The organism is Pseudomonas sp. B21-019 (assembly GCF_024749225.1).
Lineage (GTDB): Bacteria > Pseudomonadota > Gammaproteobacteria > Pseudomonadales > Pseudomonadaceae > Aquipseudomonas.
On the sequence record NZ_CP087193.1, the window covers coordinates 399,729 to 426,063 of the forward strand.

The 26,335-nt window shown below is 60.5% G+C and carries 26 protein-coding genes and 1 pseudogene; 6 read left to right on the forward strand and 21 right to left on the reverse strand.

From position 1 onward, the window contains the following. Positions 1-161 precede the first annotated feature (161 nt). From LOY36_RS01785 to LOY36_RS01795, 3 genes are all read left to right on the forward strand, one after another. Positions 162-959 carry a transporter substrate-binding domain-containing protein gene (locus LOY36_RS01785; protein ID WP_026345986.1) on the forward strand — a complete coding sequence of 266 codons (798 nt, stop codon included), beginning with the start codon at positions 162-164 and terminating at the stop codon, positions 957-959. A 180-nt stretch (positions 960-1,139) separates the two neighbouring features. Beyond that, positions 1,140-2,099 (forward strand): amino acid ABC transporter permease, encoded by a 960-nt coding sequence (locus tag LOY36_RS01790; protein WP_258672073.1) that lies wholly within the window; start codon positions 1,140-1,142, stop codon positions 2,097-2,099. After that, positions 2,092-2,826 carry an amino acid ABC transporter ATP-binding protein gene (locus tag LOY36_RS01795; RefSeq protein WP_007936789.1) on the forward strand — a complete coding sequence of 245 codons (735 nt, stop codon included), beginning with the start codon at positions 2,092-2,094 and terminating at the stop codon, positions 2,824-2,826. The genes LOY36_RS01790 and LOY36_RS01795 overlap by 8 nt, the downstream gene beginning before the upstream one ends. A 110-nt stretch (positions 2,827-2,936) precedes the next feature. On the opposite strand, the gene LOY36_RS29020 is transcribed toward LOY36_RS01795, so the two are convergent. The 11 genes and pseudogenes from LOY36_RS29020 to ubiE form a co-directional block, all read right to left on the reverse strand. Next, on the reverse strand, positions 2,937-3,809 hold the full coding sequence (locus tag LOY36_RS29020) for a methyl-accepting chemotaxis protein (RefSeq protein ID WP_408981113.1): 873 nt from the start codon (positions 3,807-3,809) through the stop codon (positions 2,937-2,939). After that, positions 3,795-4,853: pseudogene (locus LOY36_RS29025) on the reverse strand (methyl-accepting chemotaxis protein); the annotation flags it as partial. The gene LOY36_RS29020 and the pseudogene LOY36_RS29025, both read right to left, overlap by 15 nt. A gap of 219 nt (positions 4,854-5,072) precedes the next feature. Then, positions 5,073-5,780: a 16S rRNA (uracil(1498)-N(3))-methyltransferase gene (locus LOY36_RS01805; protein ID WP_258672076.1), complete on the reverse strand. Its 708-nt coding sequence runs from the start codon at positions 5,778-5,780 to the stop codon at positions 5,073-5,075. Then, complete coding sequence (gene tatC, locus LOY36_RS01810) at positions 5,777-6,571, reverse strand: twin-arginine translocase subunit TatC (protein ID WP_019581837.1); 795 nt, start codon at positions 6,569-6,571, stop codon at positions 5,777-5,779. Before tatC ends, LOY36_RS01805 begins: the two co-directional genes overlap by 4 nt. Next, positions 6,568-7,008: a Sec-independent protein translocase protein TatB gene (gene tatB, locus LOY36_RS01815; protein WP_258672078.1), complete on the reverse strand. Its 441-nt coding sequence runs from the start codon at positions 7,006-7,008 to the stop codon at positions 6,568-6,570. Before tatB ends, tatC begins: the two co-directional genes overlap by 4 nt. Before the next feature lie 10 nt (positions 7,009-7,018). Next, entirely contained in the window at positions 7,019-7,297 is a 279-nt protein-coding gene (locus tag LOY36_RS01820; RefSeq protein ID WP_258672080.1) for a twin-arginine translocase TatA/TatE family subunit, read from the reverse strand. Positions 7,298-7,321: 24 nt separating this feature from the next. Then, positions 7,322-7,654: a phosphoribosyl-ATP diphosphatase gene (locus LOY36_RS01825; RefSeq protein WP_007899279.1), complete on the reverse strand. Its 333-nt coding sequence runs from the start codon at positions 7,652-7,654 to the stop codon at positions 7,322-7,324. Beyond that, positions 7,647-8,048 carry a phosphoribosyl-AMP cyclohydrolase gene (gene hisI, locus LOY36_RS01830; RefSeq protein WP_007936797.1) on the reverse strand — a complete coding sequence of 134 codons (402 nt, stop codon included), beginning with the start codon at positions 8,046-8,048 and terminating at the stop codon, positions 7,647-7,649. The genes LOY36_RS01825 and hisI overlap by 8 nt, the downstream gene beginning before the upstream one ends. A 91-nt stretch (positions 8,049-8,139) precedes the next feature. Then, on the reverse strand, positions 8,140-9,744 hold the full coding sequence (ubiB, locus tag LOY36_RS01835) for a ubiquinone biosynthesis regulatory protein kinase UbiB (RefSeq protein WP_028939613.1): 1,605 nt from the start codon (positions 9,742-9,744) through the stop codon (positions 8,140-8,142). After that, on the reverse strand, positions 9,741-10,364 hold the full coding sequence (locus tag LOY36_RS01840) for an SCP2 domain-containing protein (RefSeq protein ID WP_019581841.1): 624 nt from the start codon (positions 10,362-10,364) through the stop codon (positions 9,741-9,743). The genes ubiB and LOY36_RS01840 overlap by 4 nt, the downstream gene beginning before the upstream one ends. Further along, positions 10,364-11,134 (reverse strand): bifunctional demethylmenaquinone methyltransferase/2-methoxy-6-polyprenyl-1,4-benzoquinol methylase UbiE, encoded by a 771-nt coding sequence (gene ubiE / locus LOY36_RS01845; protein ID WP_007936800.1) that lies wholly within the window; start codon positions 11,132-11,134, stop codon positions 10,364-10,366. The genes LOY36_RS01840 and ubiE overlap by 1 nt, the downstream gene beginning before the upstream one ends. A gap of 154 nt (positions 11,135-11,288) precedes the next feature. Here ubiE and LOY36_RS01850 point away from each other — a divergent pair, with 154 nt between their 5' ends. The 3 genes from LOY36_RS01850 to LOY36_RS01860 all read left to right on the forward strand — a co-directional run bounded on the left by LOY36_RS01850 (position 11,289) and on the right by LOY36_RS01860 (position 13,024). Beyond that, entirely contained in the window at positions 11,289-11,564 is a 276-nt protein-coding gene (locus LOY36_RS01850) for a polyhydroxyalkanoic acid system family protein (protein WP_018929158.1), read from the forward strand. A 205-nt stretch (positions 11,565-11,769) separates the two neighbouring features. Next, a complete protein-coding gene (locus LOY36_RS01855) occupies positions 11,770-12,192 on the forward strand; it encodes a phasin family protein (protein ID WP_007936802.1) in 423 nt (140 codons plus the stop codon). A gap of 10 nt (positions 12,193-12,202) precedes the next feature. Continuing rightward, positions 12,203-13,024, forward strand: coding sequence for a phasin family protein (locus tag LOY36_RS01860; RefSeq protein ID WP_258672084.1), 822 nt, complete (start codon positions 12,203-12,205; stop codon positions 13,022-13,024). 189 nt (positions 13,025-13,213) lie between these two features. Here the strand turns inward: LOY36_RS01860 and LOY36_RS01865 are convergent, their stop codons facing one another. The 10 genes from LOY36_RS01865 to LOY36_RS01910 all read right to left on the reverse strand — a co-directional run bounded on the left by LOY36_RS01865 (position 13,214) and on the right by LOY36_RS01910 (position 26,301). Continuing rightward, entirely contained in the window at positions 13,214-13,831 is a 618-nt protein-coding gene (locus LOY36_RS01865; protein WP_007936804.1) for a TetR/AcrR family transcriptional regulator, read from the reverse strand. A gap of 59 nt (positions 13,832-13,890) precedes the next feature. After that, positions 13,891-15,573: a class II poly(R)-hydroxyalkanoic acid synthase gene (gene phaC / locus LOY36_RS01870; RefSeq protein WP_258672086.1), complete on the reverse strand. Its 1,683-nt coding sequence runs from the start codon at positions 15,571-15,573 to the stop codon at positions 13,891-13,893. 129 nt (positions 15,574-15,702) lie between these two features. Next, complete coding sequence (phaZ, locus tag LOY36_RS01875) at positions 15,703-16,557, reverse strand: poly(3-hydroxyalkanoate) depolymerase (protein WP_018929153.1); 855 nt, start codon at positions 16,555-16,557, stop codon at positions 15,703-15,705. 134 nt (positions 16,558-16,691) lie between these two features. Beyond that, positions 16,692-18,371: a class II poly(R)-hydroxyalkanoic acid synthase gene (gene phaC, locus LOY36_RS01880; protein ID WP_258672087.1), complete on the reverse strand. Its 1,680-nt coding sequence runs from the start codon at positions 18,369-18,371 to the stop codon at positions 16,692-16,694. A gap of 254 nt (positions 18,372-18,625) precedes the next feature. Beyond that, on the reverse strand, positions 18,626-19,006 hold the full coding sequence (locus LOY36_RS01885) for a gamma-butyrobetaine hydroxylase-like domain-containing protein (RefSeq protein ID WP_018929151.1): 381 nt from the start codon (positions 19,004-19,006) through the stop codon (positions 18,626-18,628). A gap of 205 nt (positions 19,007-19,211) precedes the next feature. After that, the gene (gene hslU / locus LOY36_RS01890; protein WP_019581849.1) at positions 19,212-20,552 is read right to left on the reverse strand and encodes an ATP-dependent protease ATPase subunit HslU; all 1,341 of its coding nucleotides are present in this window, start codon (positions 20,550-20,552) and stop codon (positions 19,212-19,214) included. A 54-nt stretch (positions 20,553-20,606) separates the two neighbouring features. Then, positions 20,607-21,137 (reverse strand): ATP-dependent protease subunit HslV, encoded by a 531-nt coding sequence (gene hslV / locus LOY36_RS01895; RefSeq protein ID WP_007936812.1) that lies wholly within the window; start codon positions 21,135-21,137, stop codon positions 20,607-20,609. A gap of 312 nt (positions 21,138-21,449) precedes the next feature. Further along, positions 21,450-22,160: an SPOR domain-containing protein gene (locus tag LOY36_RS01900; RefSeq protein WP_007936813.1), complete on the reverse strand. Its 711-nt coding sequence runs from the start codon at positions 22,158-22,160 to the stop codon at positions 21,450-21,452. Position 22,161: 1 nt separating this feature from the next. Next, positions 22,162-23,898, reverse strand: a complete 1,737-nt coding sequence (gene argS, locus LOY36_RS01905; RefSeq protein ID WP_258672088.1) for an arginine--tRNA ligase — start codon at positions 23,896-23,898, stop codon at positions 22,162-22,164. A 183-nt stretch (positions 23,899-24,081) separates the two neighbouring features. Beyond that, positions 24,082-26,301 (reverse strand): primosomal protein N', encoded by a 2,220-nt coding sequence (locus LOY36_RS01910; protein ID WP_007936815.1) that lies wholly within the window; start codon positions 26,299-26,301, stop codon positions 24,082-24,084. Between the last annotated feature and the right edge of the window lie 34 nt (positions 26,302-26,335).

Sequence of the window (26,335 nt, forward strand, 5' to 3'; positions counted from 1 at the left end):
CAAACAAATCTCCTTCAACCCCTTGTGCAAACGGCCGAGTGCGTTAGCATCCGTCCCCGAATTGGTGCGCCCGGACAACTTTCTGTTCGTATCTGCCGGTTTCCCAAAGGAAACCTGCGGTTTGCGTGCCTCACAATGCGATGGGTTTTGGGGACTTGAAGATGAAGAAGTATCTGTCGATGCTGCTGGTCGGCGTCACGGCATTGGTTGCAGTCAGCGCGGTGCAGGCCGGTGCCATCGATGACGCGGTCAAGCGCGGCACGCTGAAAGTCGGCATGGACCCGACCTACATGCCGTTCGAAATGACCAACAAGCGCGGCGAAATCATCGGCTTCGAAGTCGACATCCTCAAAGCCATGGCCAAGGCCATGGGCGTCAAGCTGGAAATGGTATCCACCGGCTACGACGGCATCATCCCGGCCCTGCTGACCGACAAGTTCGACATGATCGGCAGCGGCATGACCCTGACCCAGGAGCGCAACCTGCGCCTGAACTTCAGCGAACCCTTCATCGTGGTCGGCCAGACGCTGCTGATCCGCAAGGAGCTGGAAGGCACCATCAAGTCCTATAAAGACCTGAACACCGCCGACTACCGCATCACCTCCAAGCTCGGCACCACTGGCGAGATGGTCGCCAAAAAGCTCATTTCCAAAGCCAAGTACCACGGCTACGACAACGAGCAGGAAGCGGTGCTCGACGTGGTCAACGGCAAGGCCGACGCCTTCATCTACGACGCGCCTTACAACGTCGTGGCGGTGAACAAGGTCGGCAACGGCAAACTGCTGTTCCTCGACAAGCCGTTCACCTATGAGCCTTTGGCTTTCGGCCTGAAGAAAGGCGATTACGACAGCCTCAACTTCATCAACAACTTCCTGCACCAGATTCACGAAGACGGCACCTACGATCGCATCCATGACAAGTGGTTTAAAGACACCGCCTGGCTCAAGGACATGGAGTAACACCGCCTTTGTGGCGAGGGAGCTTGCTCCCGTCCGACTGCGAAGCAGTCGTAAATCGATTGACTCGTTTACCCGACGTTGCGCAGTGGCTGATTTCAGGGTTGCTGCGCAACCCAGCGGGAGCAAGCTCCCTCGCCACAGAGGGAGCGGGCGCCCTGATCGTTATGGATTTGCCTTTAAATGAAACAGAAAAAAGCCCAATGGCCCTGGCACGTATTAACCGTGCTGGTGCTGATCGGCCTGGCTGGCGCGTTGTACTACGCCACCTCGCTGATGTCCTACGAATGGCGCTGGAACCGTGTGCCGCAGTACTTCGCCTACCATGCCGAAGAGTCCCAGCGCGCGGCCGACATCTCCACCGTCAGTGAGCTGGTGCGCAAGGGCAGCAAGACTGAAGTCACCCTGCGCAATGATGCCGGGGATGAGCAGCACCTGACGGTTGACGACAACAGCCTGCAAGTCGCGCAAGGCGATGATGTGGCCGAAGGCGATGTGATCGGCGTGACCCGGCATTGGGCCGCCGGCCCGCTGCTATGGGGGCTCTGGACCACGTTGTGGTTGTCCCTGGTGTCTGGCGTGCTTGGCCTGCTGATCGGCCTGGCCACCGGGCTGTGCCGCCTGTCGAACAACCCGACCCTGCGCGACCTCTCGACGATCTATGTCGAGCTGGTGCGCGGTACGCCGCTGCTGGTGCAAATTTTCATTTTCTACTTCTTCATTGGCACCGTGATGAACCTCTCCCGGGAGTTCGCCGGGATCGCCGCGCTGTCGCTGTTCACCGGTGCCTACGTGGCGGAGATCATCCGCTCTGGCGTGCAATCAATTGCACGCGGCCAGAACGAAGCGGCGCGCTCCCTCGGTTTGAGCGGTGGCCAGTCGATGCGTCATGTGGTGCTGCCGCAAGCGTTCAAGCGCGTGCTGCCACCGCTGGCCGGGCAGTTCATCAGTCTGGTCAAGGACACCTCGCTGGTGTCGGTGATCGCGATTACCGAACTGTTGAAAAGCGGTCGTGAAGTCATCACTACCTCGTTCTCGCCGTTCGAAATCCTGTTCTGCGTGGCTGGGTTGTACCTGTTGATCAACCTGCCGCTGTCGAAAATCGCCAGTCGGCTTGAGCGGAGGCTCGCGCAAAGTGATTGAAGTCCGCGATCTGATAAAAGTCTTCGACACCCGCGGTCAGGTGGTTCGCGCGGTGGACAACGTCACCACCCAAGTGGCGAAGGGCGAAGTATTGGTGGTGATCGGCCCGTCCGGTTCCGGCAAGTCGACCTTTCTGCGCTGCCTGAATGGCCTGGAAGCGTTCGACTCCGGTTCGGTGAGCATCGACGGTCTGCAACTGGCCGACCCGAAAACCGACGTCAACGCCTACCGCCGCGAAGTCGGCATGGTGTTTCAGCATTTCAACCTGTTCCCGCACATGACCGTGCTGGAAAACCTCTGCCTGGCCCAGAAAGTCGTGCGCAAGCGCGGCAAGAAGGAGCGCGAGGCCAAGGCCATGGTGTTGCTGGAAAAGGTCGGTATCGCTCAGAAGGCCCACGAGTTTCCATCGCGCCTGTCCGGTGGTCAGCAGCAGCGCGTGGCTATAGCCCGGGCGTTGGCGATGGAGCCGAAAGTCATGCTGTTCGATGAGCCGACGTCGGCGCTCGACCCGGAAATGGTCGGTGAAGTGCTGGATGTGATGAAGACCCTGGCCGTGGAAGGCATGACCATGGTTTGCGTCACCCACGAAATGGGCTTCGCCCGGGAAGTGGCGGACCGGGTGCTGTTCTTCGATCACGGCAAATTGCTGGAAGACGCCTCACCGGCCGAGTTCTTCGATGCACCGAAGGATCCCCGTGCGCAGGCGTTTTTGCGCCAGGTTCTCTAACTTCGTCGCCTGATCCATCGCATTCGCGGGCAAGCCTCGCTCCTACAGGAATTCCCCCGTAGGAGCGAGGCTTGCCCGCGAATGGCTTCACCTCGGTCTTAAGCGAACGCTCAAACCTTGAATCTGCCCACCAGCATCTGCAGATGCGTCCCCAGCCGCGCCAGTTCCACGCTGGAGACCGCGGTCTCTTCACTGGCGGCCGAGGTCTGCTCGGATACGTCACGCACATTCAGCACGCTGCGGTTGATCTCTTCGGCCACCGCGCTCTGTTGCTCGGCGGCTGCGGCGATCTGCTGGTTCATCGACTGGATCGCCGACACGGTGCGGGTGATGCTTTCCAGCGAGCCGCCGGCGCGGCGGGTCAGTTCGACGCTGCTGTCGGTCAGGCTGCGGCTGTTGTCCATGATGGTCGCGACTTGCTGAGTGCCGGTTTGCAGGCCAACGATCAACTCTTCGATTTCTTCGGTGGACTTCTGGGTACGCTGGGCCAGGCTGCGGACTTCGTCGGCGACCACCGCAAAGCCACGCCCGGCTTCACCGGCGCGAGCGGCTTCGATGGCGGCGTTGAGCGCCAGCAGGTTGGTTTGCTGGGCCACGGATTTGATCACGTCGAGCACGCTGCCGATCTTGTCGCTTTCGCGCTTCAGATCGCCCATGGCGGCAGTGGAGTTGCCGACTTCGAGGGCCAGGCGCTCGATCTGGGCGATGGCTTCGCCGACCACCCTGTCACCCTCGCGGGCCTGCTGGTCGGCGGCGACGGCGGCTTCGGACGCTTCCTCGGCATTGCGCGCGACTTCCTGCACGGTGGCGGTCATTTCGTGCATGGCGGTGGCCACTTGATCGGTTTCGACCTTCTGACTGTTGACCCCGGCGCTGGTCTGCTCGGTAACGGCAGACAGTTCTTCAGCGGCGCTGGCGATTTGGGTCACGCCGTCGCTGATGCCGCCGATCAGTTCTCGCAGGCCCAGGGTCATGCTCTGCATGGCGCGCTGTAGTTGGCCCAGTTCGTCCTGGCGTTCAGAAATCAGGTTGTGGCTCAGGTCGCCCGCGGCGACACGCTCGGCGACTTTGAGGGTCTGGCTCAGGGGAATGACGATCTGGCGGGTGATGGCCCAGGCCGCGAACAGACCAAAGGCCGACGCGAGGACGGTGGCCATCAGCAGCAGGTTTTTGGCATGCGCCGTATCGGCGTCACGTATGGCGGTTTGCGAGGTGGTGAGCTTTTTGCTGACGTCGAACAGAATGTCGCCTTGGGCGCTCATGCGTTTGAAGGCGGCAGCGCTGGCGACCTGGGAGTCGCGGAACTGGCTGACCGCCGCGCGATAGGCTTTGAGCGAGTCGGTCGCCTGTTGCAGGTTGGCGATGTGCTGCTCCGGCAGTTTGGCTGGCAGGCTTTCGAGGTTTTTCAGGGCGTTGTCGATGGCGTCCAGCGCTGGCTGCTCGGCCTCGGGTTTGCCGCTGTAGGTGTAGCCGCGGACCTGGAAGCGCGCTTGCTGAATCAGTTTGCTCAGGTCGATCACACTGTTGAACTGGGTGACGCTGTCGCCCTGCAGCATGGATTTTTCGACTTCGGCGACGCGGGCCACGGCGTTATCGGCGGTGGCGCCCAGTTTGCTGCGAGCGTCTTCGCGAGCGGCGGTGGCCTGGGTCAGATCGGCGAAGGCGCGTTTGTACTCGCTGATGGCGGCCAGTTGCTGGTCGAGCAATGCCACGTCGTCAGGTTGTTCGATTAGCGTGCGGGCGGTTTTCAGGCCGCTATCGAGTTTGCCGATCAGCTCGTTGACGGCGCCCGGGCCTTGTTCGCCACGGCGCATGTCGTAGTCCAGGCGGGCCAGGCGCAGGTCTTTGGTCAGCTCATTGAGGCTGGAAATAAACCCGAGCGTGTCGCCACGGCTGATCACACCGCTCAGGCCGGTCCAGCCGGTGAAGGTGATCAACAAGGTTAGAAGCAGCACCAGACCGAAGCCGACACCCAGTTTGCGATTGACGCTTACGTTTCCCAGTTTTTCGGCTAGCCAACGGTACATGCTGCAACTCCCCTCGGACCATTATTCGGTTTTATGGGGACTGTATCGGCAGGCAGGCTGGAACCTGTAGGTGAGCAAACACCTGTGGCGAGGGAGCTTGCTCCCGCTCGGCTGCGAAGCAGTCGTAAAACCGGTGAATGCGGTCTTGCTGGAAAAAAGCGGTGGCCGCTTCGCGCCCAAGCGGGAGCAAGCTCCCTCGCCACAGGGTAAGTGTCTGGGTTAGAACAGCCGCGAAAGCAGTGCAGTGACGGCGGTTTCGACCCGCAGGATGCGCTCGCCGAGCTGCACCGGTTGCAGGCCGGCCTTGGCCAGCAGGTCGATTTCGTAAGGAATCCAGCCGCCTTCGGGGCCGATGGCCAGGGTCACGGGTTCGTCCAGGCCACGGGGGCAGGGCGGGTAATTGCCGGGATGACCGATCAGGCCGAGAGTGCCTTCAGTGATTGCTGGCAGGCGATCTTCGACAAAAGGTTTGAAGCGCTTCTCGATGACGACTTCCGGCAGCACGCTGTCCCGGGCTTGTTCAAGCCCCAGGATCAATTGCTCGCGAATCGCCTCAGGTTCCAGGAACGGGGTTTGCCAGAAGCTCTTCTCGACGCGATAGCTGTTTACCAGAACGATTCGTGGCACACCCATGGCAGCCACGGTCTGGAACACCCTGCGGAGCATTTTCGGGCGTGGCAGGGCCAGCACCAGGGTCAGTGGCAGCTTGGCTGGTGGCGGCTGGTCGAGGGTGACGCGCAACTCGGCTTCGTCAGCGTCCAGGCGCAGCACTTCGGCGGCCCCCATCAGCCCACCGATACGCCCGACGCGCATGCTGTCACCCACTTCACAGCGGTGGACTTCCTGCATATGAGTCAACCGGCGATCGCGCAGGATCACTCGGTCGGCCGCAATAAAGTCGGCCTCTTCGAGGAGCAGCAGGTTCACGCTTGGGTCGCTGGCGGCTGGTCGTTGTGATCGTCAGCCGGTTTTTCGTCCGGGTGCTCGCCGCGCTTGCTGATCAGGCCGCCGAACAGGACGCCGATCTCGAACAGCAACCACATTGGTACGGCCAACAGCGTCTGCGAGAAGATGTCCGGCGGCGTCAGGATCATGCCGACCACGAAGCAGCCGATGACCACGTACGGGCGGATTTTCTTCAGGTAGGCGACGTTGACCACGCCGATCCACACCAGCAGCACCACGGCCACCGGGATCTCGAACGCCACACCGAAGGCGAAGAACAGCGTCATGACGAAATCGAGGTAGCTGGTGATGTCGGTCATCATTTCCACGCCGGCCGGGGTGGCGGCGGCGAAGAACTTGAAGATCAGCGGGAACACCAGGAAATAGGCGAAGGCCATGCCGGTGTAGAACAGCAGGATGCTGGAGACCAGCAACGGCACGGCGATGCGCTTCTCATGCTTGTACAGGCCTGGCGCGATGAAACCCCAGATCTGATGCAGGATCACCGGGATTGCCAGGAACAGCGAGACCATCATGGTCAGCTTCAGCGGCGTCAGGAACGGCGACGACACGTCGGTGGCGATCATCGTCGCGCCGGCCGGCAGGTACTGGCGCAGAGGCGTGGAGACGAAGGTGTAAATCTGCTGGGTGAAGGCGAACAACCCGGCGAAGATAATGAAGATCGCCGCTACACAGCGCAGCAGACGGGTGCGCAACTCGGTGAGGTGCGAGACCAGTGGCATGTGCTGGTCGTTTTCGGGGAGATCGCTCATGGGGCTCGCGGCGGCAAAGTGGTGTCGTGAGGCGCCGGCGTTGTCGGCGCGGCGGCAGGAGCAACAGGTTCTACTGGAGCAATAACCGGTGCTGTTTCAACGGTTTTCACCGTTTCAGTCGGCGTAGTCTCGGCCGCCGGCGCATGAATCGTCGGCGTGGCTACAGGTTCCACCGGTGTTGGCTCCTGCTGAGTCGGCGTGAAAATCTTCCGCGCCTCCTGCTCCAGGGACAGAATGTGCTCGTTGTGCAGTTGCCGGCGAATCTCGTCGGCACCGATTTCACGTTCAACTTCCTGTTTGATCGCGTTGAAGCTGCGCTTCAGCCGCCCGACCCACAGGCCAGCGGTGCGCGCAGCACCCGGCAGGCGCTCGGGGCCCAGCACCAGCAGGGCGACGAGGCCGACGAGCAGCAGTTCAGAGAAGCTGATACCAAACATTAGTCAGTGCTCACGAGTCTTTGCGGATCGGCTCTTCGACTTTTTGCGCCTGCACGTCGATGGTGTGCGGCGGGTTCACAGGCGTTGTGGCCTGTGGCTGGGTCGGCGGAACCGGTTGGGCCGGAGTCGCAGTCGGGTCGGCCGGTTTCTCTTCGTCGTTCATGGCCTTGCGAAAGCCCTTGATCGACTCGCCCACGTCAGTGCCGAGGTTTTTCAGTTTCTTGGTGCCGAACACCAGCACCACGACAACCAGGATGACGATCCAGTGTTTCCAGTCAAAAATGCCCATGTTGCGTTCCTCTCTAATAATTATTCAGGCGGACGGACGCGAGGCTTTCTCGGCGTGTCCGGACAGACCGAAGCGACGGTCCAGTTCATCGAGCACAGCCTGTGGATGTTGCCCCAACTGGGCGAGCATGACCATGCTGTGGAACCACAGGTCGGCGGTCTCGTAGATCACATCGCTGCAGTCACCGCTGATGGCGGCATCCTTGGCGGCGATAATGGTTTCGACCGACTCTTCGCCGACTTTTTCCAGAATCTTGTTCAAGCCCTTGTGGTACAGGCTGGCGACGTACGAGCTGTCGGCGGCGGCGCCTTTGCGCTCTTCCAGCACCTGGGCCAGACGGGTCAGGGTGTCACTCATGAGTATGTCCTGCGGAGTAAATGGCGTGCGGGTCTTTGAGAACCGGGTCGACGGTTTTCCAGTCGCCGTTCTCGAAGACGCGGTAGAAGCAGCTCTGACGGCCGGTATGGCAGGCGATGTCGCCGATCTGCTCGACCATCAGGATGATCACGTCAGCGTCACAGTCCAGGCGCATCTCATGCAGGGTTTGCACGTGGCCGGACTCTTCGCCCTTGCGCCACAGCTTGCCACGGGAACGTGACCAGTAAATGGCACGGTTCTCGGCGGCGGTCAATTGCAGAGCTTCGCGGTTCATCCAGGCCATCATCAGGACGCGTCCGGTCTTGTGATCCTGGGCAATCGCGGGCACCAGGCCATCGGCGTCCCACTTGATCTCGTCCAGCCAGTTTTTCATCTTCGACTCCGACAGCGGGCTCTACTTCAATAGTTGAGGCCAATGTTCAAATTCAGCGTTCAAACAGTGTGCCAGCCGATGATCCAACTGGCTATCGGCGAACGACCAGATACAAGCCGATCGCCACCATGATTCCGGCGGGCCAATGCCCCAGTTCGTGTAACGGGCCACCGGCGGCGAGTATCGTGCCACCCGCCAGATGAGCGGTACCGAGCAGGCGCAGGAACACGTCGTCCTTGCGCCGGTGCCACGGCGGCGGCGGGTCGTTGGCGTGGGGTTGGGACATGCGCTCGAGCAGGTCGCGGGCCATGTTGGCCAGGTGCGGGAGCTGCTCGAACTGGCTCTGCACGTTGCCCAGCAAGGCTTTGGGGCTGACGCGCTCGCGCATCCAGCGTTCGAGGAACGGCTGGGCGGTGTTCCACAGATCGAGGTCCGGGTACAACTGGCGACCCAGGCCTTCGATGTTCAACAGGGTTTTTTGCAGCAAGACCAACTGCGGCTGCACTTCCATGTTGAAGCGTCGAGCGGTCTGGAACAGGCGCATCAGCACCTGACCAAAGGAAATATCTTTTAAAGGTTTTTCGAAGATTGGTTCGCACACCGTGCGGATCGCCGCTTCGAATTCGTTGAGTTTGGTTTCTGCCGGTACCCAGCCCGAGTCGATGTGTAATTGCGCGACACGCCGGTAGTCACGCTTGAAGAACGCGAACAGGTTGCGCGCCAGATAGTCCTGGTCTTCCGGGGTCAGGCTGCCGACGATGCCGCAGTCGATGGCGATGTACTGCGGGCTCCAGGGCTGCACGGTGCTGACGAAAATGTTGCCGGGGTGCATGTCTGCGTGGAAGAAGCTGTCGCGGAACACCTGGGTGAAGAAGATCTCCACACCACGCTCGGCGAGCATTTTCATGTCGGTGCGCTGGTCGGCCAGGGTCGCGAGGTCGGTGACCTGAATCCCGTAGATGCGCTCCATCACCAGCACTTTCGGCCGGCACCAGTCCCAATAGACTTGCGGCACATAGAGCAGCGGCGAACCGTCGAAGTTGCGCTTCAACTGGCTGGCGTTGGCCGCCTCGCGCAGCAGGTCGAGTTCGTCGTAGATGGTTTTTTCGTAGTCGCTGACCACGTCCACCGGGTGCAGCAGGCGGGCATCGGCCGAGAGTTTTTCCGCGGCGCGGGCAAGAATGAACAGCCATGCCAGGTCCTGGGCAATCACCGGCTTGAGGCCCGGGCGGATCACCTTGACCACTACTTCTTCACCGGTTTTCAGCTGCGCGGCATGTACCTGCGCCACCGAAGCCGAGGCCAGCGGTTCGACGTCGAAACGCGAGAAGACTTCATTGATCTTCTTGCCGAGCTGCTCTTCGATCAACCGGACCGACACTTGCGAGTCGAACGGCGGTACCCGGTCCTGCAACATCATCAGTTCATCGGCGATGTCTTCGGGCAGCAAGTCGCGGCGCGTCGAAAGGATCTGGCCGAACTTGATGAAAATCGGCCCAAGGTCCTGCAGCGCCAGGCGCAATCGTGCGCCACGGCTCAGGTCCAGGGGCTTGCGCGGGAACCAGCGCCACGGCAAGGCATAGCGCAGCGCCAGCAGAAACCAGGGCAATGGCAGGGCGAACAGCAGGTCATCGAGGCGGTAGCGGATCACGACGCGCTGGATGCGCAACAAACGGCGGACGGCAAGCAGCTTCATGCGTTATCGCTTGGGTCGAGGGATCGGGAAAGGCGCTCGAAACGCGCCTCGAGACGTTCCAGATCGAGCTTGATCTGGTCCAGTTCACTGAAACGGGCTTCGGCTTCGCGCTGACCGACGAGGGTGCGCGATTCTTCGGCCAGGTACTCGCCCAGGTTCTGGTTGAGGCTGGCGAACCCTTGCTGATACCAGCGTGCGCGACTGCGCAGGTGACCGCCGACCAGTTGCGTGGCCACAGGTCCCAGCCAGCGCGAGAGTTCGTACTCCCAGTCCAGCTCCAGGTCCTGCAGGACCGTCGCCAGTTCCAGCAGCACGCCGCTGTCGCCGTCGAGCTCGACTTCCGGGCCATGCAGCACGGAAGTCTTGTCTTTGCTCGTCGCCAGTTTCAGCAGGCTTGAGGCGGGTGCGCGCAACGTGCAGTCGGCACCGGTTTCCCAGTGGGACGCCAGCATCAGACCTTCATCGCTGGGCAGGATGAACAATTGCAACGCCGGGCTGCGGCAGTCGACGGCAATCACCTTGCCACTCAAATGCGCCAGCCGCGGCAGCGCCGTGCTGTCGAGACGCAGCACCCGGTTCAGACCGAGTTCAACGCTGGCGAGCAGGCCGGCCAGCAACATCAGGGTTTGATGCCACGGTGCAGGGCGACGATGCCTGCGGTCATGTTGTGGTAGGTCACGCGGTCGAAACCGGCCTCGACCATCATCGACTTCAGGGTTTCCTGATTCGGGTGCATGCGGATCGATTCGGCCAGGTAGCGATAGCTTTCCGAATCATTGGTGATCAGCTTGCCCATCAACGGCATGAAGGCGAACGAATAGGCATCGTAGGCTTTGGACATCAGTGCGTTGGTGGGTTTGGAAAACTCCAGCACCAGCAGGCGACCGCCGGGCTTGAGCACGCGCAGCATCGAGCGCAGGGCGTCTTCTTTATGCGTCACGTTGCGCAGGCCGAAAGCGATGGTCACGCAGTCGAAGTGGTTGTCCGGGAACGGCAGCTTTTCAGCGTCGGCCTGGACGAATTCGACGTTGCCGGACACACCCAGATCCAGCAGGCGGTCACGACCGACCTTGAGCATGGATTCGTTGATGTCGGCCAACACTACCTGACCAGTCGGTCCCACAAGATGCGAAAACTTTTTGGTCAGGTCGCCAGTGCCGCCGGCGATGTCCAGCACGCGGTTACCGGCACGCACGCCCGACAGTTCGATCGCGAAACGCTTCCATAGACGGTGCATGCCGCCCGACAGGAGGTCGTTCATCAAGTCGTACTTGGCGGCTACCGAGTGGAAAACCTCAGCGACTTTTTCCGCTTTCTGGCTTTCCGGAACGTTTTTGAAGCCGAAGTGAGTGGTGGGTTCGGCATCGCTGCCTTTGCGCTGATCAGTCATATCGCTGTCACCAAAATAGAATGCGGGACATTCTAATCCCGGTGGCCTGCTTTGTCTTGGCAAGGCTGAAGGTAAGATATAGAGAAACCGGGACGTTTTGACGCAGTAACGGTCAAGATGCTTCAGGAAGTGTCCATAAAGCAGGAGTCATTCGATGGCCCATATTAGTGTTGAGCGTGCCCATGGCCTGGGTAAGGAAGCGGCCCGCGAGAAGGCCGACAAGTTGGCGCAGAAACTGTCCGATCAATATGGCCTGGAGCCGCAGTGGTCCGGTGACACCCTGAACCTCAAGCGCTCCGGTGTGAAAGGCGCGGTACATGTGGGCGAGGACTCGATCAGGGTCGATGTCGAATTGGGGCTGTTGATGTCCGCCATGAGCGGCACCATCAAATCGGAAATCGAAAGGGCCCTCGACAAAGCCCTCGCGTGATTCCCCAAAGATCGCAGCCTTCGACAGCGCCTGCATTGAAATGTGTACATCTGCAGGCGCTGCCGAAGACTGAGATCTTTTCCCGGAGGCACCACCGATTTGTGTCATTTGTTAGGGTGCCGTTTCTAATTTTTCTCCCTACTTTGTGCCTGAGCCCGACACTTTCGCGGGCAGTTCCTCAACCCTTCTGCGCGTGAGGTGGACCATGGCCAAAGTTATTTTGAAGAAAAAAGTCGACGTTGAGACCAACACTCTGAACGACGTCAAATCGTATGCCCGCAAGATCTGGCTGGCGGGCCTGGGTGCCTACACCAAGGTCGGTCAAGAGGGTAGCGAGTACGTTCAAGAGTTGATCAAGGCTGGTCAAGCTGTTGAAAAGAAAGGCAAAAAAGTAGTTGCTGAGAAACTTGAAGCGGCTAATGCCGAGATCGATGAAGCCAAGAGTGAAGTGAGTACTTTCAAAGGCAAAGTCGAACTTCAACTCGACAAAGTCGAGAAGGCTTTCGATACGCGTATCGCAAGTGCCTTGAATCGTATCGGCATTCCGTCTAAACATGACGTGGAGACACTCTCTGCTAAGCTCGATGAGCTGACAGCATTGCTCGAACGTGTCGCGCGTAAATCTTAAGGAGAACGGGATGGCTGGCAAAAAGAATACTGAAAAAGAAGGCAGCTCGTGGATCGGGAAGGTCGAAGACTACTCCCGCAAGATCTGGCTGGCTGGTTTAGGCGTGTACTCGAAGATTGATACTGACGGCAGCAAACTCTTCGATGCATTGGTTAAGGACGGCGAGAAAGCCGAGAAGCTCACCAAGAGCGCTGTCGGCAAGACTGTCGATGCTGCCAAGGACTCCGCTTCGTCGGCCAAGTCGCGCATCAGCGGCGTGAAAGATCGCGCACTGGGCAAGTGGGATGAGCTGGAAGGGGCTTTCGACAAGCGCCTGAACAGCGCCATTTCGCGCCTGGGTGTACCGAGCCGCAATGAGGTCAAGGCACTGCACAGCAAGGTCGATACCCTGACCAAGCAAATCGAAAAACTCACCGGTGCCAAGGTTGCGCCTGTTGCGGCGAAAACCGCAGCGGCCAAACCGGCAGCCAAAAGCGCTGCCAAACCATTGGCCAAGGCCGCAGCGAAACCTGCCGCCAAGCCGGCAGCCAAAACTGCTGCTGCGAAACCTGCAGCCAAAGCGGCCGCTAAACCCGCTGCAAAAGCTGCTGCAAAACCAGCCGCTAAACCAGCGGCCAAACCTGCAGCTAAAACCGCAGCGGCCAAACCCGCTGCGGCGAAGAAGCCAGCAGTGAAGAAACCAGCCGCCCCGAAAGCGGCCGCTCCGAAACCAGCAGTGGCTGCCGCCAAACCGGCAACCCCGGTCAGTCCGGCGAACTCCGCCGCTGCACCGACCCCTGCTGTAACCCCGACTATCGCACCGACTCCATCGGCGCCAACCAGTCAGTCCTGATTTCCAGGACGCAAAAAAACGCCCGGCCTGTAAAGGTCGGGCGTTTTTGTTTTGAAAATTCAAGATTTGGGTAGTTTGTCGAAAAAAGATCGCAGCCTGCGGCAGCTCCTACAGATTCGATGTTCGCCACCATATCGCGGCTGAACACAACTCCGTGTAGGAGCTGCCGAAGGCTGCGATCTTTTGATCTTAATGCTCTTCGAGGTACTGCAACGCCAACCGCTCGGTCGCGACTTTGACCGGCGGCAACAAGTGCGGGGCCACCAGCATCATGATCTGATACACCACCAGTCGTACTTCACCTTCACGGTCGAGAATCCGCTGATAGTCCAGCGAGAACAGCAATGTCATGGTGATTTGTTCCACCAGTTGCCCCAGCGCCTGGGTGTCGCTGACCAACTGCCCCTGAGCCTTCAACTGCGCCAGCAATGAAGCCAGTGTGCGCTTCAACGCATTGAGCAAGTTGCGTATCCCCTTGGCCAGTTTCGGTAGGCGGCCGGCAAGGTTCGACAAGTCCTGGAACAGAAACCGGTATTGGGCCAGGCGTTCGACGATCAGGTGCAGGAACAGCCAGTAATCTTCGGGTGCCAATTCCACATCGGACGGTGGATCGAGCAAGGGCGTCAGTTCGGTCTGGAAGCGTTCGAACAGCCCCAGGATCAGCGGCTCCTTGCCGTGGAAGTGGTAGTAGAGGTTGCCGGGGCTGATGCCCATTTCGTTGGCCACCTCCATGGTGGACACGTTCGGTTCGCCCTTCTGATTGAACAACTGCAGGGCACATTCGAGAATCCGGTCGCGGGTTTTCATCCAGTCTTCTTAATGGTCGAGTCAGGCCACGGCCATTGGCGGCCGTGGATCATTGAACGTCAGCGCACGCGCACGTAAGTACCGGGTGCCGCCTCCATCGGTGGATAGTTCTGGTTGCCAAGGGTCATCAGGGTTTCGTGTTGAGTGCCGGAGCGTTCCTGAATCCAGCTCAGCCATTGTGTCCACCAACTGCCGTCGACGCGTTTGGCGTCGTAATACCAGGCCCGTGGGTCGCTGCTCAGTTTCGGGTTCTCGACGTAGTTGGCTTTCGAGTTGTGCGGCGGGTTGAGAATGCTCTGCACATGACCGCTGCTCGACAGCACGAAGCGCCGCTCGCCACCCAGCAGCAAGGTCGAGCGATACACCGCATCCCACGGGGTGATGTGATCGTTCATGCCGGCCACGCTGAAACTGTCGACGGTGACTTTCTGCAGGTCGATCGGAGTGCCGCACACTTCCAGCCCGCCCGGATGACTCAGCGGGTTGTGCTTGAAGAAGTCCAGCAGGTCGCCATGAAACGCTGCCGGCAGGCGCGTGTTGTCATTGTTCCAGTAGAGGATGTCGAACGCCGGTGGCTCCTTGCCCAGCAGGTAGTTATTGACGAAGTAATTCCAGATCAAATCGTTGGGGCGCATCCAGGCAAAAACCCTGGCCATGTCGCGACCTTCCAGAACGCCCTTCTGATATGAGCGGCGCTTGGCCGCTTCCAGCGTTTGTTCGTCGACGAAGAGGGTGGCCGGGCTTTCTATCTGACTGTCGAGCAGGCTCACCAGATAGGTCGCGCTGGACACCCGCCGCAGCTGCCGCTTGGCCTGCAAGTGCCCTTGCAGCGCGGCGATGGTCAGCCCGCCGGCGCAGGCACCCATCAGGTTGACATCGCGGGAACCGGTAATCGCCCGGCACACATTCATCGCTTCTTCGGTGGCTTCGACGTAAGACGACAGCCCCCATTCGCGGTGACGCACATCAGGATTGCGCCAGCTGATCACGAAGGTCTGCAAGCCGTTTTTAAGGGCGAACTGGACGAAGCTGTTACTGGGGCTCAAGTCGAAAATGTAGAACTTGTTGATCTGTGGCGGCACGATCAGCAACGGCTTGGAATACTGTTTTTCGCTCATCGGCTTGTACTGGATCAGTTCCAGCAGCTCATTGCGAAACACAACGGAGCCGGTGGTGGTGGCGACTGTCTTGCCTACCTCGAATGCTTGTTTGGTGACCTGTCTGGGCAAGCCGTCGTTGTGCAGCAGATCGTCAAGCAAATGGCCGATACCCCGCACCAGGCTGTGACCGCCAGAGTTGAAGATCTCCTTGACCGCCAGCGGATTGAGCAGGGTGTTGGACGGCGCCACGGCGTCGTTGATCAAGGCAAACGCAAAGTGGGCGCGGGCGCGATCGTCCTGGCTCAGGTTGCTCTCGTCGATCCAGTTTTTGACCTCCTTCTGCCAACTCAGGTAGGCCTGCAAACTGCGGCGATAAAAAGGGTTGAGGCTCCACGCCGGGTCGGCAAAGCGATTGTCTTGCGGATTGATCGGGTGCAGGGTCTCACCCAACAGCACGCGGCCAAGCTGGCCGCCCAGCTTCAAGGCATGCCGGGCCGTGTACACCGGGTTGCGCAGGCCATGGGTGGCCAGGCTGCGCAAGGTTGAAAGCAAGTCCCGGCCGCGCAGACCGGTAACCGCACTCTGTGCGTTGATGAATGCAGCGGGAGTGGGCAAAGAGCCCTTCGCTGGTTTGTCGCGCATGAGTCAACACTCCTTCGTCATCAGGCCAAAAACAAACTCACCGAACAAATCACCATAGACGTTGTTGCGGATTGTTGCGCGGTACGACGTCCTGTCGACGCTCTTTTCCTGAACCAAATCCGGGGCAGGTCAACTGCCCGATGGCGCCGGATGCGGATGCATCACTGCGCGCTGACGTTCCTCTTCGAGAAACTTCATGATGATCGGTGCCACCGCTTCGGCCCGGGTAATCAAGAACAGATGCCCGTCGTCGATGATGTGCAATTGGGCATTGGGAATTCGCCAGGCCAGCATGCGCATATTGATCAGCGGGATCAGAGGGTCATCGTCGCCGGCCAGCACCAGGGTCGGTTGATGGATCTTGTGCAGCCAGTGAATGCTGGTCCAGCCGAACCCGGCGAACAGCTGCCAGTAGTAGCCCAGTTTGCCTGCCGAGCGAACCCGCGCGGCGTGACTGGCCGCCAGGGTCGGATCGCGACGGAACGAGCCGCCATAGATCATCGGCGCGATGCGAATCACATGGGACGGCTGGATGTAGCGTCGTGGGCTGGCCATCATCCACAGCACTTTCGGTTTGCCCGGCACCATCACTGTGCCGGCCGCCGTGGCTGCCAGCACCAGCTTCTTGCAGCGCTCGGGATAGTCATAGGCAAATTGCTGCGCCAGGGCGCCACCCCATGACACGCCGATCACATTGACCTGCCCGTAATCGAGATAATCGAGCATTCGCGCCGTCAGTTTCGCCAGGCCCGAAAAGCGATACGGCCGGCTGGGCGTCGATGAGCCGCCGACACCGGGGACGTCGAAGGCGATGACTTCCAGGTCCGGATCCAGCGCCTGGACGAACGGAAATATCAGCTCCAGGTTGGCACCGATGCCATTGAAAACCAGCAAGGGCGTCAAGTGAGGCTTGCCGGGGCGTACCGCGGTGCGGAGGGTCTGCCCATCCAGGTTGACGGTACGAAATACGAACGGTTGCGGCATGCACGAAGCCCTGTAGGTTTTAAACGCTGCTCGGGCCATCCCGGGCCGTCGCAGAATGTTCGAGGCTGGCCTCGAGGCTGATTAATGACAATCGCGGCACCTCCCAGTGCCGCGGACTGCGAGTTGTTTGAAGCTCAACGTTCGTGCACATACGTGCCTGGCGACGCTTCACCCGCGGGATAGGCCTTGTTGCCAAGGTTGGCGGGGGACTTTTTCAGTTTGCCTGAGCGTTCGGCCTGCCACGCCTGCCAATGCAGCCACCAGGAGTCGGTGTGCTTGGTGGAGTTTTCCATCCAGTCTTCGGCTTTGACCGGCATGTCGGTGCTGGTCATGTAGCGTGCTTTCGGATTGCCGGGCGGGTTCAGAATGCTCTGGATATGTCCGCTGCTGGACAGCACGAATTCGACCTTGCCGCCGAACAGCTGTGCCGACTTGTAGCAGGACTTCCACGGGGTGATGTGATCGTTGGTGCCGGCCAGGGAAAAGATGTCGGCAGTGACCTGTTTCAGGTCAATCGGCGTGCCGCACACTTCCAGTGCGTCAGGGCGGACCAGTGGATTGTTTTTGAACATCTCGATCAGGTCGCCGTGGAAAGCGGCCGGCAGGCGAGTGGTGTCGTTGTTCCAGAACAGAATGTCGAACACCGGTGGCTCGTTGCCCAACAGGTAGTTGTTGACCCAGTAGTTCCAGATCAAGTCGTTGGGGCGCATCCAGGCGAAGACTTTCGCCATGTCGCGGCCTTCCAGCACACCGGCCTGGTAGGAATGGCGCTTGGCGGCTTCGAGGGTCTGCTCGTCGACGAACAGGGCCACGTCGCTGTCGAGGGTGGTGTCGAGCACGCTGACCAGCAGTGTCAGGGCGTTTACTTTCTTTTCGCCGATCGCTGCGTAATGACCCAGCAGGGCGGTGCAGGTAATGCCGCCGGAGCAGGCACCGAGCATGTTCACGTCTTTGCTGCCGGTGATCGCGGTGACTACATCGACCGCTTCCTTGAGCGCTTCGATGTAGGTCGACAGACCCCACTCGCGTTGTTCCTTGGTCGGGTTGCGCCAGCTGACGATGAACGTCTGCACGTTGTTGCGCAGGCAGAAGCGCGCCAGGCTCTTGTCCGGGCTCAGGTCGAAAACATAGAACTTGTTGATTTGCGGCGGCACCACCAGCAGTGGGCGTTCATGCACCTGCTCGGTGATCGGCTTGTACTGGATCAATTCCAGCACGTCGTTGCGAAAGACCACTGCGCCTTCGGTCACGCCCAGGCTCTTGCCGACTTCGAACGCGCCCATGTTGACCTGGCTCGGCATGCCGCCATTGTGGATCAGATCCTTGGCCAGATGGGAGAGGCCGTCGAGCAGGCTTTTGCCGCCGGTTTCGAAGAAGCGTTTGACCGCCGCCGGGTTGGCCGCCGTGTTGGTCGGGGCCATGGCTTCGGTCATGAGGTTGATCACGAAATGCCCGCGAGCGACGTCCTTGGGCGAGAGATTGCTCTTATCGATCCAGGTGTGGAGCTCCTTGCGCCACGCCAGATAAGTTTGCAAATAACGTTTGTAGAGAGGGTTTTGACTCCAGGCCGGGTCGAGGAAACGGCGGTCGTCGCTTTGCGGTTGAAGCTCGGATTTTCCGAACAGCACGTTCTTGAGTTCGATGCCGAAATGGGCGACGTGCCTGGCACTGTGGATGGGTTGTCTGATGGCCTGGGTCAGCACCATTCGAGCGGAACCCAGTAGATCCTTTCTACGCAGCCCAACAACAGGATTCAGTCCCAAGGTATTTTCTGAAGCCTGGAATTTCAGGTCATCGTTTTGCTTGTTACTCATCTACGACGCTCCATTGTCCTGAGGCGAGTACCTGAGCCCAGCTGTGTAGTCACACAATGCGCCAGGTACTACTGCTCGGGTGACCGTTGATTGCATAGCTGCTTTTCAGTTCAGAGAGCACTGCACGGAACTTGCCAGCTCCATTGGTTACCCGAGTTTAATTTTTTTCGCAAGCGGGCCAATCGTTGACCCGGCAGCCAAGCATTCAAACAGATGGAATTAGAAAATGCCCTCTAAATACCTAGAGGCCTGACCTAGAGCATCAGCTTGACGACCGACTCGTTCGGATCACGGGTCTTTCCAGCCGCTTTGAGTTCGGCAAGATAATCGTTCCACAGATCCTCTTGGCGCACCGCCAGCTGGTACAGATATTCCCAAGTGAACAGGCCGCTGTCGTGGCCGTCGTCGAAGGTCAATTTCAGTGCGTACTGACCGGCTGGTTCGACCTTGCTCAGGCCTACGCCGATCTTGCCAAATTGCAGGATAGGTTTGCCGTGGCCCTGGACCTCGGCGGAAGGAGAGTGCACGCGAAGGAATTCTGCGGGCAGGTGATACTCCTCGCCGGACGCGTATTTGAGCGTCAGGGTTTTCGAGGCTTTGTGCAGTTTGATGTCGGTGGGGAGTTGGGTCGTCATGGGGCCGATCTTCCGTTTGTATGAAGGCCCTGTGTCGGCGGGTGACCTGTGGCGAGGGAGCTTGCTCCCGCTCGGCTGCGTAGCAGTCGTAAATCCGGCGAATGAGGTCTTGTAGATAAACCGCATTCACCGACTTTGGGGCCGCTTCGCGACCCAGCGGGAGCAAGCTCCCTCGCCACAGAAGCCCGCTCACACAGAATGAGACCTACAGGATATAACGGGACAGGTCTTCGTTCTGCGCCAATTCGCCCAAGTGGCTGTTGACGTAATCGGCATCGATCAGGATCGCCTTTTCGTCATGGGTGCTGGCCAGATCGCCGGCGCTGAACGACACCTCTTCAAGCAGACGCTCCAGCAAGGTGTGCAGGCGACGGGCGCCGATGTTCTCGGTCTTCTCGTTGACCTGCCAGGCAATCTCGGCAATACGCTTGATGCCGTCCGGCTGGAACTCGATGAGCAGCCCTTCGGTTTTCAGTAGCGCGCAATACTGCTCGGTGAGCGAGGCATGCGGTTCGCTAAGAATGCGTTCGAAATCTTCCGGGCTCAGGGCCTTGAGTTCGACGCGAATCGGCAGGCGACCTTGCAGTTCTGGCACCAGATCGCTCGGCTTGCTCAGGTGGAACGCACCGGAGGCGATGAACAGGATGTGGTCGGTCTTGACCATACCCAGTTTGGTGTTGACGGTGCAGCCTTCGATCAGCGGCAGCAAGTCGCGCTGTACGCCTTCACGGGATACGTCGACGCCACCGGTATTGCCGCGCTTGGCGACCTTGTCGATTTCGTCGATGAACACGATGCCGTGCTGTTCGACAGCTTCCAGCGCCTTGGCCTTCAACTCTTCTTCGTTGACCAGGCGACCGGCTTCTTCGTCGCGAACCAGTTTCAGCGCCTCCTTGACCTTGAGCTTGCGGCTCTTGCGCTTGCCCTTGCCCATGTTGGCGAACAGGCTCTGCAACTGGTTGGTCATTTCTTCCATGCCCGGTGGCGCGGAGATATCGACGCCGGTGATTTCGGCGACTTCGATTTCGATCTCCTTGTCGTCCAGCTGACCTTCACGCAGGCGTTTGCGGAACAGCTGGCGGGTGTTGGAGTCCTGGGCCGGGGCGGCGTCTTCGTTGCTGAAGCCCATGCGTGCCGGAGGCAGCAACGCGTCGAGGATGCGCTCTTCGGCAGCGTCTTCGGCGCGGTGGCGAACCTTGGTCATTTCCTGTTCGCGCAGCAGCTTGATCGCCGCGTCGGCCAGATCACGAATGATCGATTCGACGTCACGGCCGACATAGCCCACTTCGGTGAATTTTGTTGCTTCGACTTTGATGAACGGCGCGTTGGCGAGTTTGGCCAGGCGACGGGCGATCTCGGTTTTACCGACGCCGGTCGGGCCGATCATCAGGATGTTCTTGGGGGTGACTTCGACGCGCAGCTCTTCTGGCAGCTGCATCCGGCGCCAGCGGTTGCGCAAGGCAATGGCGACGGCGCGTTTGGCATCGTCCTGGCCGATGATATGGCGATTGAGTTCGTGGACGATTTCACGGGGGGTCATGGGCATAGTAATTGGCGGTCCTCAAGCAAAAGTGAGCCGTGGCGCTAGGCCAACACAGGCTTACTCAGCGAGATCCTGCTCCTCGATGGTGATGTTGTGGTTGGTGAACACGCAGATGTCGCCAGCGATGCCCAAAGCGGTTTCGACGATTTCCCGGGCCGACAGGTCGGTCTTTTTCAACAGTGCGCTGGCCGCAGCCTGGGCGTAGCCGCCGCCGGAACCCATGGCGATCAGGCCTTCTTCAGGCTCAACCACGTCACCGTTGCCGGTGATGATCAGGGAGGCATCCTTGTTGGCGACCGCGAGCATGGCTTCGAGGCGGCTGAGGGAGCGGTCGGTGCGCCATTCTTTGGCGAGCTCGACAGCAGCGCGAACCAGGTGGCCCTGATGTTTTTCGAGTTGGCCTTCGAAACGTTCGAAGAGGGTGAAGGCGTCAGCGGTAGCCCCGGCAAAACCGGCGATAACCTGACCGTGGTACAGGCGGCGAACTTTCTTCGCGTTGCCTTTCATCACGGTATTGCCGAGCGAAACCTGGCCGTCGCCGCCCATGACGACTTTGCCGTGGCGGCGAACTGAAACGATGGTGGTCAAGGGGGAGTCTCCACGCAGCGGGGCGAAAATGCCTTATGCCAACTCATATGGGGGTGGTGGAGCGTTTTTCAACTGTAGGGCGCGGCGGGGGACGAGCGGTGTGTCATTTGCGAAGGCGGGTGCAAGTGAATCCCTGTGGCGAGGGAGCTTGTCGGATCGCCGCACCGTCCCGTTCGGCTGCGAAGCAGTCGTAAATCCGGGCATCGCGGTTTGTCTGGCATACCGCGATGGCCGGATTGGGAGTGCTTCGCACTCCAGCGGGAGCAAGCTCCCTCGCCACAAAAGCAGATTGCTTCTGGCTGTAAAGTGGGATCAGCGGCTCTGGCGTTGTTGTAACAACAGGTTACTGAAGCCGCTGCCCGCCAGTTGCTTCTGGGCGGTGGTCAGTTGTTCGCGGTTGCTGAACGGGCCGACCAGTACCCGGTACCAGGTCTCGTCCTTCACCGTGCCGGATTCAACCGCCACGGCCTGACCCAGCAGGATGATCTGCGCCCGAACCTTGTCGGCATCGGCTTGTTTGCGGAACGAACCGGCCTGCAGGAAGAACTTGGTCACCGGCGCGGCTTTAGCCACCGGTGGCGCTGGTGGCGGAGTGATGCCGGCCAATGCCGCTTGAGCCCGGGCAGTGTCGATCTTCGCCGCTTCCGCAGGCGTCACTGGCGTGGTCGGTACGGCCGGCACTTGTGGTGTCGGCAGGGTTTTCTCCGGCACCGCATCCGGCGGCACGATCACTTCCGATTCCGGCAGCAAGGTGTAGAAGTCGTACTTCGGCTTCACCGGTTGCGTCGGGCTCGGCGGGGTCTTGTTGGCCTCGGCGATCTTGGTGGCTTTCTGTTGCTGCTCGACCTTCTCGCGCTTGACGCTGTCACTGCCCTTGCCCGGCTCCAGCTTCATCAGGAACACAATGAACGCGCCGACCGTCAGGCCGATGGCCATCCACAGCCAGCCCGGGATCGGTTGCTTTGCAGGAGCTTGGTAACGGCTGGCGCCACGCTTGGGTGCAGGTTTTTTCTTGGCAGCCAACTTACATACGCTCCAGAGTTTCCAGACCCAAGAGTTCCAGGCCTTGCTTGAGAGTGCGGCCGGTCAGTGCGGCAAGGCGCAGACGGCTCTGCATTTGCGCCGGGGTGTCGGCGCTGAGGATCGGGCAGTTCTCGTAGAAGCTGGAGAACAGGCCAGCAACATCGTACAGGTAGGTGCAGAGAATGTGCGGCGTGCCTTTGTCGGACACGTTATTCAGGATTTCGCCGAACTGCGCCAGTTTCGCCGCCAGCTCATGTTCGTGCGGCGCTTCGAGGACGATTTGCCCTTCGACTTCGCTGAAGTCCTTGCCAAGCTTGCGGAATACGCCGGCCACTCGGGTGTAGGCGTACAGCAGGTACGGTGCGGTGTTGCCTTCGAAGTTCAGCATCAGGTCGAAGTTGAAGCTGTAGTCGCTGGTGCGGTGCTTGGACAGGTCGGCGTACTTCACCGCGCCAATGCCCACGACCTTGGCGATGTTGCGCAGCTCGTCTTCGGCCAACTCCGGGTTCTTCTCCTTCACCAGCGTGTAGGCGCGTTCCTGGGCTTCGGTCAGCAGGTCGATCAGCTTCACGGTGCCGCCGTCACGGGTCTTGAACGGACGGCCGTCGGCGCCGTTCATGGTGCCGAAGCCCATGTGTTCCATATCCATCGGATGGGTCACGAAGCCGGCCAGGCGCGCGACCTGGAACACTTGCTGGAAGTGCAGGGCCTGGCGCTGGTCGACGAAGTACAGCGCGCGATCGGCTTTCAGCACGCCGCTGCGGTAGCGCACGGCCGCCAGGTCGGTGGTGGCGTAGAGGTAGCCGCCGTCGGCCTTGACGATGATCACCGGCAGCGGATCGCCATCGGCGGTCTTGAATTCGTCGAGGAACACGCATTGAGCACCGTTGCTCTCGACCAGCATGCCTTTGGCCTTGAGGTCGTTGACCACGTTGATCAGGTCGTCGTTGTAGGCGCTTTCACCCATCACGTCGGCCATGGTCAGTTTGACGTTCAGCAGTTCGTAGATTTTCTGGCAGTGGGACAGCGAGATGTCCTTGAACTTGGTCCACAGGGCCAGGCAGTCCGGGTCGCCAGCTTGCAGCTTGACCACCAGGCCACGGGCGCGGTCGGCGAACTCTTCGGACTCGTCGAAGCGCTGCTTGGCGGCGCGGTAGAAGTTTTCCAGGTCCGACAGCTCGTCGCTGGTGATCGGGTTTTCCTGCAGATAAGCCATTAGCATGCCGAACTGGGTGCCCCAGTCGCCGACGTGGTTCTGACGAATCACGGTGTCGCCGAGGAATTCCAGCACCCGGGCCACGCCGTCGCCGATGATGGTCGAGCGCAAGTGGCCGACGTGCATCTCTTTGGCCAGGTTCGGTGCCGACAGGTCAACCACGGTGCGCTGCACCGGGCCGGCCTTGCGTACGCCGATGTGGTCGTCGGCCAGGGCCGCGTCCAGGCGGGTCGCCAGGGCTTGGGTGTTCTGGAAAAAGTTCAGGAAGCCAGGGCCGGCGATTTCGGCTTTGGAGACGTTCTCGTCAGCCGGCAGCGCGGCGATGATTTTCTCGGCCAGGTCACGGGGCTTCATGCCGGTCGGTTTGGCCAGCATCATAGCGATGTTGCTGGCGAAGTCGCCGTGAGTCTTGTCACGGGAGTTTTCCACCTGGATCGCCGGCGACAGGCCTTCAGGCAACACACCTTCGTTGACGAGTTGGGTGATGGCTTGTTGGATCAGCTGGCGAATGGTGTCTTTCATGGTCTTCTCTTTCGACCGCAGGCGCGGCGGCGCTTCGATGCGCTGGTGGAAAAACTGGGCATTATCCGTTGCGAAGACGGGCTTGCCAACTATAGCGGGCAGGTTATGGATATGTGGTGACAAAAGCGGCAAAGATCGCAGGGCAGGAGCTGCCGAAGGCTGCGATCTTTTGATCTTGATCTTTTAATACAAATCGACCGGGTCCACATCCAGCGACCAACGCACCGCCCTCCCGCTCGGCATCTGCTCCAAGGCCAGCAACCAACTGCTCAACAATCGATGCAGCGGCGCCCGGGCCGTGGCTTGCAGCAACAACTGCGCGCGATAGCGCCCGGCCCGGCGCTCCATCGGTGCCGGAACCGGCCCCAGCAACTCGATGCCGGTCAGATGCTGTTCGGCCAGCAGTCGTTCGGCCTCGCTGCACGCTTCATCGAGGAACCCTTCGGCCTGTCCCGGTTTGTGCGCTTCGGCCCGCAGCAGCGCGAGATGCGCAAATGGCGGCAACCCGGCGGAGCGGCGTTCGCTCAATGCCTGTTCGGCAAAGGCGAAATAGCCCTGCTCGGTCAGTTGCACCAGCAGCGGGTGGTCCGCCAGGTGCGTCTGGATGATCACTTTGCCCGGCTCTTCGGCGCGGCCCGCGCGTCCGGCGACCTGGACGATCAACTGCGCCATGCGCTCGCTGGCGCGGAAGTCACCGGAGAACAACCCGCCGTCGGCATCGAGAATCGACACCAGTGTCACCCGAGGAAAGTGGTGCCCTTTGGCAAGCATCTGTGTGCCGACCAGAATGCACGGCTGGCCTTTCTGGATGGTCGCGAACAACTGATTCATCGCGTCTTTGCGTGAAGTACTGTCGCGGTCGACCCGCAGCACCGGGACGTCCGGAAATAGAATCCCCAAGCGTTCCTCGGCACGCTCGGTGCCGGCGCCCACGGGCCGCAAATCGACCTTGCCGCACTTTGGGCAATGCCGAGGCACGCGTTCGACGTAGCCACAATGGTGGCAACGCAATTCGCCCGAGCGCTGGTGCACGGTCATTCGCGCGTCGCAGCGCTGGCATTCGGACATCCAGCCGCAATCGTGGCAGAGCAGCGTCGGGGCGAACCCTCGGCGGTTGAGGAACACCAGCACCTGCTGGCCGGCGGCGAGGGTTTGACCGATGGCTTGCTGCATCGGTCCGGAAATGCCGCTGTCCAGTGGGCGACTTTTTACGTCCAGGCGCAGGAAGCGCGGTTGCTTGGCACCACCGGCGCGCTCATTCAGGCGCAGCAGGCCGTAACGACCGGTGTAGGCGTTTTGCAGGCTTTCCAGCGAAGGCGTAGCGGAGCCGAGGACAATCGGGATGTTTTCCTGCCGGGCGCGAACCAGTGCCAGGTCGCGGGCGTGGTAGCGCAGGCCTTCTTGCTGTTTATAGGAGCCGTCGTGCTCTTCATCGATGATGATCAGGCCGGGGTTCTTCATTGGCGTGAACAGCGCCGAACGGGTGCCGATAATAATGTCGGCTTCGCCATCCCGCGCGGCCAGCCAGGCGTCCAGACGCTCGCGGTCGTTGACGGCGGAATGGATCAGCGCGATGCGCGCATTGAAGCGCTGCTCGAAGCGCGCCAGGGTTTGCGGGCCGAGGTTGATCTCCGGGATCAGCACCAGGGCTTGCTTGCCGGCCTCAAGGGTTTCGCGGATCAGCTGCAAATACACTTCGGTCTTGCCGCTGCCGGTGACGCCGGCCAGCAGGAACGCATGATAACTGTCGAACCCGGCGCGAATCGCTTCATAAGCGGCGCGCTGCTCCGGGTTGAGCGGCAATTCCGGTTGTGCCAGCCAGTGTTCGTGGCGAGCGCCGGGCGCGTGCCTGCGGATGTCTACCTGCACCAGATCCTTGGCCAGCAACAGGTCGAGGCTGTCCTTGCTCAGCATCAGTTTGCTCAGCAACTGATGAGCGACGCCGTGGGGATGTTGCGCCAGGGTCGCCAGCGCTTCGCGCTGCCGCGGGGCGCGGGCGATGCGCGGGTCATCAAGGCTGGCGCCGGGCGCGGCGGACCAGAACCGCTCCTGACGGGCTTCGGCCAGTTCACCCTGACGCAGCAACACCGGCAGCGCCCAGCTCAACGTGTCGCCGAGGCTGTGCTGGTAATACTGGGACGTCCACAGGCACAGCTTGAACAGCGCGGGCGGCAGCGGCGGTACGGCATCGAGCAGCGCCAGCGCCGGTTTGAGCTTTTCCGTCGGGACCTCGCTGTGGTCGGTGATCTCCACCAGAATCCCGATCATCTCCCGCCGGCCGAACGGCACCCGCAAACGCATGCCCGGGTGTAACTGGGCGCGCAGGACTCCGGCCGGCGCGCGATAGTCGAACAGGCGGCGCAGGGGCGAAGGCAGGGCGAGGCGCAGAATGGCGTTGGGCACGCGATTGTTTTCTCGATAGGGGAGCGATGACGAA

Coding starts and splice junctions, on each gene's coding strand:
- LOY36_RS01785 (WP_026345986.1), top strand. CDS start 162: ATGAAGAAGTATCTGTCGATGCTGCTGGTCGGCGTCACGGCATTGGTT.
- LOY36_RS01790 (WP_258672073.1), top strand. CDS start 1,140: ATGAAACAGAAAAAAGCCCAATGGCCCTGGCACGTATTAACCGTGCTG.
- LOY36_RS29020 (WP_408981113.1), bottom strand. CDS start 3,809: ATGCAGAGCATGACCCTGGGCCTGCGAGAACTGATCGGCGGCATCAGC.
- tatC (WP_019581837.1), bottom strand. CDS start 6,571: ATGAGCGATCTCCCCGAAAACGACCAGCACATGCCACTGGTCTCGCAC.
- tatB (WP_258672078.1), bottom strand. CDS start 7,008: ATGTTTGGTATCAGCTTCTCTGAACTGCTGCTCGTCGGCCTCGTCGCC.
- LOY36_RS01820 (WP_258672080.1), bottom strand. CDS start 7,297: ATGGGCATTTTTGACTGGAAACACTGGATCGTCATCCTGGTTGTCGTG.
- LOY36_RS01825 (WP_007899279.1), bottom strand. CDS start 7,654: ATGAGTGACACCCTGACCCGTCTGGCCCAGGTGCTGGAAGAGCGCAAA.
- hisI (WP_007936797.1), bottom strand. CDS start 8,048: ATGAAAAACTGGCTGGACGAGATCAAGTGGGACGCCGATGGCCTGGTG.
- ubiB (WP_028939613.1), bottom strand. CDS start 9,744: ATGAAGCTGCTTGCCGTCCGCCGTTTGTTGCGCATCCAGCGCGTCGTG.
- LOY36_RS01840 (WP_019581841.1), bottom strand. CDS start 10,364: ATGTTGCTGGCCGGCCTGCTCGCCAGCGTTGAACTCGGTCTGAACCGG.
- ubiE (WP_007936800.1), bottom strand. CDS start 11,134: ATGACTGATCAGCGCAAAGGCAGCGATGCCGAACCCACCACTCACTTC.
- LOY36_RS01850 (WP_018929158.1), top strand. CDS start 11,289: ATGGCCCATATTAGTGTTGAGCGTGCCCATGGCCTGGGTAAGGAAGCG.
- LOY36_RS01855 (WP_007936802.1), top strand. CDS start 11,770: ATGGCCAAAGTTATTTTGAAGAAAAAAGTCGACGTTGAGACCAACACT.
- LOY36_RS01860 (WP_258672084.1), top strand. CDS start 12,203: ATGGCTGGCAAAAAGAATACTGAAAAAGAAGGCAGCTCGTGGATCGGG.
- LOY36_RS01865 (WP_007936804.1), bottom strand. CDS start 13,831: ATGAAAACCCGCGACCGGATTCTCGAATGTGCCCTGCAGTTGTTCAAT.
- phaC (WP_258672086.1), bottom strand. CDS start 15,573: ATGCGCGACAAACCAGCGAAGGGCTCTTTGCCCACTCCCGCTGCATTC.
- phaZ (WP_018929153.1), bottom strand. CDS start 16,557: ATGCCGCAACCGTTCGTATTTCGTACCGTCAACCTGGATGGGCAGACC.
- phaC (WP_258672087.1), bottom strand. CDS start 18,371: ATGAGTAACAAGCAAAACGATGACCTGAAATTCCAGGCTTCAGAAAAT.
- LOY36_RS01885 (WP_018929151.1), bottom strand. CDS start 19,006: ATGACGACCCAACTCCCCACCGACATCAAACTGCACAAAGCCTCGAAA.
- hslU (WP_019581849.1), bottom strand. CDS start 20,552: ATGCCCATGACCCCCCGTGAAATCGTCCACGAACTCAATCGCCATATC.
- argS (WP_258672088.1), bottom strand. CDS start 23,898: ATGAAAGACACCATTCGCCAGCTGATCCAACAAGCCATCACCCAACTC.